At 61.7% G+C, this 7,023-nt stretch carries 5 protein-coding genes; 2 read left to right on the forward strand and 3 right to left on the reverse strand.

Going from position 1 to position 7,023, the window contains the following annotated elements:
* The first annotated feature begins 34 nt into the window (after positions 1–34).
* Together pyk and Q0063_RS09940 are read left to right on the forward strand one after the other, a co-directional pair.
* Positions 35–1,471: a pyruvate kinase gene (pyk, locus tag Q0063_RS09935; protein WP_297871824.1), complete on the forward strand. Its 1,437-nt coding sequence runs from the start codon at positions 35–37 to the stop codon at positions 1,469–1,471.
* A 397-nt stretch (positions 1,472–1,868) separates the two neighbouring features.
* Entirely contained in the window at positions 1,869–4,298 is a 2,430-nt protein-coding gene (locus tag Q0063_RS09940) for an ATP-dependent helicase (RefSeq protein WP_297871825.1), read from the forward strand.
* A gap of 144 nt (positions 4,299–4,442) precedes the next feature.
* On the opposite strand, the gene Q0063_RS09945 is transcribed toward Q0063_RS09940, so the two are convergent.
* Genes Q0063_RS09945 through Q0063_RS09955 form a run of 3 tightly spaced genes read right to left on the reverse strand, consistent with a single transcriptional unit; the run spans position 4,443 to position 6,115 of the window.
* Entirely contained in the window at positions 4,443–4,745 is a 303-nt protein-coding gene (locus Q0063_RS09945; RefSeq protein WP_297871826.1) for a hypothetical protein, read from the reverse strand.
* A gap of 58 nt (positions 4,746–4,803) precedes the next feature.
* Positions 4,804–5,172: a winged helix-turn-helix domain-containing protein gene (locus Q0063_RS09950; protein ID WP_297871827.1), complete on the reverse strand. Its 369-nt coding sequence runs from the start codon at positions 5,170–5,172 to the stop codon at positions 4,804–4,806.
* A complete protein-coding gene (locus Q0063_RS09955) occupies positions 5,156–6,115 on the reverse strand; it encodes an XAC2610-related protein (protein ID WP_297871828.1) in 960 nt (319 codons plus the stop codon). The genes Q0063_RS09950 and Q0063_RS09955 overlap by 17 nt, the downstream gene beginning before the upstream one ends.
* Between the last annotated feature and the right edge of the window lie 908 nt (positions 6,116–7,023).

The following is a 7,023-nucleotide window of genomic DNA, read 5'->3' on the forward strand; positions in this document are numbered from 1 at the left end:
GGTTCTAAAGTGGATTCCCACAGGAGGAATAACAATGAGAAAGACTAAAATTATCTGCACACTGGGTCCCGCCGTGGACAGCGAGGACATGATCCACGCCCTGATCTGCGGAGGCATGAACGCGGCCCGTTTTAACTTTTCCCACGGCAGCCACCCCGAGCACCTGGAGCGTCTGAGCATGCTCAAGGCGGTCCGGGACCGGATGGGCTGTCCGGTGGCCACCATTCTGGACACCAAGGGCCCGGAAATCCGCATCAGGAGCTTTGAGACCAAAAGCGTCGAGCTGGCGGCCGGAGACACCTTCACCCTGACGGCAGACGACGTCACCGGCAATCAGAGCCGGGTTTCCGTCACCTATGCCAAGCTGGCCGAGGAAATCGAGGTGGGCCAGGAAATCCTGATTGACGACGGCCTGGTTGCCATCCGGGTCAACGAAATCAAGGGCCAGGACCTCATCTGCACCGTGGAAAACGGCGGCACGCTGTCCGCCAATAAATCCATCAACATTCCCGGCGCTCACATCCAGCTCCCCGCCCTGACGGAAAAAGACATTGCGGACATCCGCTTCGGCGTGGAAAACGACTTTGATTTCATCGCCGCCTCCTTTGTCCGCCGGGCCGCCGACATCGAGGCCGTCCGGGAGGTTTTGAAGGAGTACGGCGGCGAAACCGTGAAAATCATCGCAAAAATTGAAAACCAGGAGGGTATCGACAATATTGACGACATCCTGGCGGCGGCGGACGGCATCATGGTAGCTCGGGGCGACCTGGGCGTGGAAATTCCCGCGGCCAAGGTGCCCTTCCTTCAGAAGCAGATGATCCGCAAGGGACTCCAGGCCGGCAAGCCGGTTATCACCGCCACCCAGATGCTGGACTCCATGATGCGCAATCCCCGGCCTACCCGGGCGGAGGTCTCCGATGTGGCCAACGCCGTCTTTGACGGAACCAGCTGCGTCATGCTCTCCGGAGAGACCGCCGGCGGAAAGTATCCCATCGAGGCCCTCAGCGCCATGGTGGACATCGTTTCCGAGGCGGAGGGCTCCATTGACTACTGGAAGCAGTTCCGGAAACAGCGGATTCAGACGGCCTCCAATATTAACGACGCCATTACCCATACCTGCTGCCTTACTGCCAAGGACCTCAATGCCACCGCCATTCTGGCGGCCACCAACTCCGGCAGAACCGCCCGGATGATCTGCCGGTTCCGTCCCGCCTGCCCGGTGGCGGCGCTGACCATGCATGAAAAAGTCCGGCGGCAGCTGGCTATCTGTTGGGGCGTGATCCCCTTCCTCACCGGTGAGGTCAACTCTACCGACCGCATTTTCTCCCTCTCCGCTGAAGTGGCGCTGAAGGAGGGTCTGGTCGAAGCCGGCGACACCGTGGTCATTACAGCCGGCGTTCCCCTGGGCCGCAGCGGCTCCACCAACCTGATCAAGGCTCAGGTCATCGAACCCCTGGGTACCGGCAAGTAATCCGGCCCACACGCTCCGCCTGAAACGGAACATCAGGCGTTTCCCTCACAGACCCCCTGCGGCTGCTCCGCCCTGAGCGGCAGAGCCGTCAAGGGCCGGGGTACTCCCGTAAAGGGGGCGCTCCGGCCTGCTTTTTCTGCTTTCCGCCGGGACGGGCCCGGAGCCCTCTTCCCTGCCGTCTGTTCCGGGGCCTGTCCGATTGGAGGATTTTCCCCAGGAGCCGCCTCCTCCGGCGTTCCGTTTCCCGGAACCTCCGGAGCCCCGGGAATCCCGTCCCGGGGGCTTTTTCTTCTGAGAAAGCCCTTGGGCAGACACGCCCGTCCCAAAACAAAAGGTTGACCTGAGCCGGTTTTTGCCCTAAAATAGGAAGGACTAGACAGGGGGAACTGATGAACATATGACAGACTTCAACACACGCTACATTGCCGCCCGGCGGGCGGTTATCGCCCGGGACCTCCGGCGGCTGAACGAGGCCCAGCGCCAGGCCGCCATGACCACAGAGGGCCCCTTGCTCCTGCTGGCGGGAGCGGGCAGCGGCAAGACCACGGTGCTGATCCAGCGAATCTACAACCTGCTGACCTATGGCCGGGGCAGCGACTCTGATGTGGCGCCCGGCGGGGCCACGGAGGAGGATTTGGATTTTCTGGAGCGCTTCCCGGACCAGCCGGAGCGGGAGGACTGGGACCAGGCCCGGCGGCTCTGCGCCGTGGACGTGCCCCGGCCCTGGGAAATCATCGCCATCACCTTTACCAACAAAGCGGCGGGGGAGCTGAAGGACCGTCTTTCCGCCCGGCTGGGGCCCAGGGCCAATGATATCTGGGCCTCCACCTTCCACTCCGCCTGCGTCCGCATCCTCCGGCGGGACATCGACCGCCTGGGCTTTGAAAAGGACTTCACCATTTACGACACCGACGATTCCCGCCGGGTGGTGAAGGACATCGTGAAGGAGCTGAATCTGGATGAGAAGGCCTTCCCGCCGAAAAATGTTCTCTCCGTCATCAGCCGGGCCAAGGACCGCTACGAGGGACCGGAGGAGTTTATCGAAAAGCACGCCGCCGAAAACGACTGGCGGCTCAGCCGCATCACCAGGGTCTACGAGCGCTATCAGAAGAAGCTGGCCGCCGCCAACGCCCTGGACTTTGACGACATCATTTTCCACACCGTCACCCTCCTCCGGCAGGAGCCGGAGGTCCGGGAATACTATCAGAGCAAGTTCCGCTATGTGCTGGTGGACGAGTATCAGGACACCAACCACATGCAGTATCTCCTGACCAGCCTGCTGGCCGGGGGACGGAACAACCTCTGTGTGGTGGGCGACGATGACCAGTCCATCTACCGCTTCCGGGGGGCCAGCATCGAGAACATCCTCAGCTTTGAACAGCAGTATGCCGGCGCCCGTATCATCCGGCTGGAACAGAATTACCGCTCCACGCAGAATATTCTGGACGCGGCCAACGCCGTCATCGGCCACAACGCGGGCCGGAAGGGCAAAACCCTCTGGACCGACAAGACCGGCGGCGACGCGGTCTCCGTCCGCACCACCCTCAACGAAAGCGACGAGGCCGCTTTTGTGGTGGGCGACATCTTAAACCGCGTAGGCCGGGGGGCCCATTTCCGGGACGCCGCCGTTCTCTACCGCATGAATACCCAGTCCAACGCCCTGGAATACGCCATGAAGCGGAACAATGTGCCCTACCGTGTGGTGGGGGGCATGAAGTTCTTCGACCGGGCGGAAATCAAGGACATGCTGGCCTATCTCTGCGTCCTGAACAACCCCCTGGACGACCTGCGGTTCCGCCGCGTCGTCAACGTCCCCGCCCGGGGCATCGGCAACACCACCATGGATAAGGTGTCGGCTCTGGCGGCGGCCCAGGGCGCTTCCCTTTACGAAATCTGCCGCAACGCGGACCTGTTTCCGGAGCTGAAAAGCGCCTCCGCCAAGCTGCTGAAATTCGCTGACCTGATTGACGGCCTGCGAAAGGCCGGGGCCTCCCTGGCCCTGCCGGAGTTCTACGACGCCGTGTGCGAGCAGACCGGCTACACCCAGGCCCTGAAGGATAAAAACGACATGGAGAGCCTGGGCCGTCTGGAGAACGTCCAGGAACTGAAATCCAATATCCTGGGCTTCCTGGACCAGGACCCGGAGGACGCCACCCTGTCGGGCTTCTTAAACGAAATCGCCCTCTATACGGACCTGGACAGTCTGGAGGGCGGCGACGACTGCGTGACCATGATGACCATTCACGCCGCCAAGGGACTGGAATTCCCCTTTGTGTATGTGGTGGGCATGGAGGAGGGTCTTTTCCCCGGCAGCTCCGCCCAGTTCGAGGAAGAGGAGCTGGAGGAGGAACGCCGGCTCTGCTACGTGGCCATGACCCGGGCCAAGGAACACCTGACGCTCACCAACGCCCGCCAGCGGATGCTGTATGGCCGCACCGCCTCCAACCGTCTCTCCCGCTTCCTGGAGGAGATTCCGGAGGAAAACCTGCAATGGGAGGGCCGGGAGTCCGGCGGCTCCTGCGGGTGGGGCGGCTCCTTTGGCCGGCAGGGTTTCGGCGGCGCGTCCGGACCGGCGGCGTCCCCCGCCTCGGCCTACGGCGCAGCGCCCCGAAAACCCGCCCCGGTCCGGCCGGGGCTCCGGCCCTCCGCTCCCCCGCCGGTTCAGCTGGAGCCGGGGGACCGGGTGAGCCATACCGCCTTTGGGCAGGGAACGGTGGCGTCCCTCCAGCCCATGGGCGGCGACGCCCTGGTGCAGATTGACTTTGAGACCGCGGGCCGGAAAAAGCTGATGCTGAAGGCGGCGGCAAAGCACCTGAAAAAGCTGTAAAATGATTCAAAAGCAGAAAAAACCGGAGCCAGGGATTTCCCTGACTCCGGTTTTGCCATTATTGATCGAGCGGCAGAGCTATTTTCAGCAAAGGGATATATCTCAACTCTTCACTCTCAACTCTCCACTCTCTGCTCTCAACTCTCAGCAGCAGCAGTTTCCGTTTCCCAGCAGCCTCACGCAGTTTGCGCTGATCTGAGGCGGAATGCTCATGGTCATGGCCCCGCTGTACTCGATGCACACGCACTGCCCCGGACAGAAACAGCAGGCATTGTCGGTATGGACCAGCACTTCCCGCCCATTGCACAGGTCACATACCAGCAGCTCACAGCAGCCGCCGCGCAGGATGCGGGCCTTCATGACAACGGGTTCGCCGCAGGACTTGTATTTATCACCGGAGGTCTCGCAGACCTCGCAGGCCTCACAGGCGGAATCCATAAATTCCATTGTAATTTCCTCCCATACATAGAGTGTAGTCCATTCTATGCGGGGAAGAGAAAACAGGTCACTCCCCCTTCCGGAAGGCTCCGAAACGGACGGCAAAGCCCTCCCGGGCGCAGGCCTCCACTTCTCTCTGAAGGGCCTGATAGCTCTCAAGCAGTCCTTCCGCCTCCGCCGTCAGCACCGCGCCGCCGCCGTGCTTTCCCCCGATGGTGGACTCCAGCAGCCTGCAGTCCAGGGCCTCCTCGGCATTTCGGATGATGCGCCAGGCCTTGGAGTAGGCCATACCCATGGACCCCGCCGCCGCCCGGAGGGACTTTTGGGTCTGCACCTGCTCCAGCAGGGCGGCCACGCCGGGGCCGAAGCGCCGCTGACCCTCCCCGTCCAGAAGGCGGAGGGTGACGGTGAGGCGCAGGTCAGGGTTCATCTTCATAAGAATATTCCTCCCGGCTGGTCATTTGGAATTGGCCGTCCTTCAGCTCCCAGATTTCCGTGAAATAGGAAAAGGTGTTGCCGGCGTTGAGCTCTTGAATCGGAACTTCCCGGCGGACGAGAACCAGGTCGGACTCGATACTCCAGCGGCCGTTCCCCGGCGGGATCGGCTCCCGGCCCTCCGGCGGGACCCAGGTCTCCTCCGCCCAGCCCCGGTCAATGTCCAGCTGGCCGGGGGGTTCGGGTTCAAAGTCGCAGGTGCTCCGCTCCACCCGGCTGAGGTACAGGTCTCCGTTTTCGTCGGGCCGGTAGACCTCCGTAATCCACTGGGACCCGGCCATCCCGGCTTTATACCCGCTGGTAAGCTCCCGGGTATCCGGATGGGCCTCCGCTCCCTGGAGCACGAAGGCATATTGGTACTGCTCCGTTTCCTCGTCCCACAGCCAGTAGTAATAGGGAATTGTGTTGTTGGCGGGCCAGCCGAAGAGGCCCAAATCCGTGTTCCCGTCGAAATTCAGGTCTGCCGCCTCCATGCAGCCCTCCGGCTCCCAGCAGGAGGTGTACTCGCTGACGCTTTCGCCTGGAAGGAGGTCGCCGTCCCCCCAGAAAGCCATGTTTGCCTCCCAGGCCTGGACGTTTTGGAGGAGCTTGTCCCCATCGTACACCCGGACCTCCCGGACGCCGCAGGTATACTCGTCCTCCACCTTCCCCACGGCCTCCAGCCGGAGGGTCCGCCCGTCCGCCAGGGGCGCGTCCAGGGTCAGGAGGACATGGTCCTCCGTCCCGTCTATGGGGGGCTCCCCTTCCGGAGGCGTTTCCGCCGGGACAGGGTCCGCCAGGGCCTCCTGGGGCGGCGGGGCCGGGGGTTCCTCCTCCGTCTCCGCCGGGGCGGCGCAGGCGGAGAGGAGCAGAAGCAGCAGAAGCAGGCTGGCGATTCGTCTCATGGCAGGCATCCTTTCTGTATGGTCCGGGGCCCTCCCGAGAGGCGCTGCCCCGGACCGTTTTCCCCAATATAACAGGTTTTCCGCCGGAAAGGGTAACAATCGAGTAACAGTTTTCCGGTCTCCCGCCGGGAGAGCTGTCCACATGATTTCCCGGAAGCATTCCCTTTCGCGTCCTTTTCTAAAGAGGCGGGCAGCCGCCTGATAAGCCGGAATCCTCCGGTCCGGACATTCACGATAGAATGCCCGCAGCCACAGCAATCATGCAGACTGAGCACACCCCCGCGCTGAGAACCTGTATTCATAGCCGGGGGATGCTGGATGTGCGAGGATTTTTCCTGTCAGACAAGGAGGTTTTCCGCGGCAATCCTGACGGATTGCAAGGGAAACCGACGCAGTATGGCGGGAAAAAGATCGCTCAGACAGCGTTCAGCGGTTGTGAATACAGGTTCTGAATACAAGAATCACTTTTTGACCCTTTGCTCCCCTTTGACCGCCATATCTATCCGGTCTGAAAACAGGGCGCAGAGAACGGCGGCGGCTATCATAAACAGTGCCAACCTTCTTTCCATATTACCCTCCTCAAAATCCAATTCCATTGATTGATTATAGCATGCCGTCATTGCCCCGGCAACCTGGTTTTGAAGAAAGGCGTGTCCCATTGGCGGATTTTATTTTGCACGGGCCGGGCTCTTTCCCGGTCCCTCTGCCGGAAGTCCGGCACAATTGGAAGAACGGGAGCACGGGCGGACACAGAAGCCCGCCCCTATAGGTGTTGCTGTAGGGACCGGGCGCAAAGCCTGCTCCCTCCTTCTGACAAAATGCGCGAATGGACGCTCCCACCCTACACGGAAATCAAGGCGGGAATACAAGGGATATTTTTGTAGTATTCCAGAAGCAATCAGCATCGT

This window comes from uncultured Oscillibacter sp. (genome assembly GCF_947654275.1).
In the GTDB taxonomy this organism is placed as follows: domain Bacteria; phylum Bacillota; class Clostridia; order Oscillospirales; family Oscillospiraceae; genus Oscillibacter.

What these genes read in the sequence shown, in the direction of transcription:
- Q0063_RS09945 (WP_297871826.1), bottom strand. Translation starts at nt 4,745, where the DNA reads ATGGAATTTATGGATTCCGCCTGTGAGGCCTGCGAGGTCTGCGAGACC.
- Q0063_RS09955 (WP_297871828.1), bottom strand. Translation starts at nt 6,115, where the DNA reads ATGAGACGAATCGCCAGCCTGCTTCTGCTGCTTCTGCTCCTCTCCGCC.
- Q0063_RS09950 (WP_297871827.1), bottom strand. Translation starts at nt 5,172, where the DNA reads ATGAAGATGAACCCTGACCTGCGCCTCACCGTCACCCTCCGCCTTCTG.
- Q0063_RS09940 (WP_297871825.1), top strand. Translation starts at nt 1,869, where the DNA reads ATGACAGACTTCAACACACGCTACATTGCCGCCCGGCGGGCGGTTATC.
- pyk (WP_297871824.1), top strand. Translation starts at nt 35, where the DNA reads ATGAGAAAGACTAAAATTATCTGCACACTGGGTCCCGCCGTGGACAGC.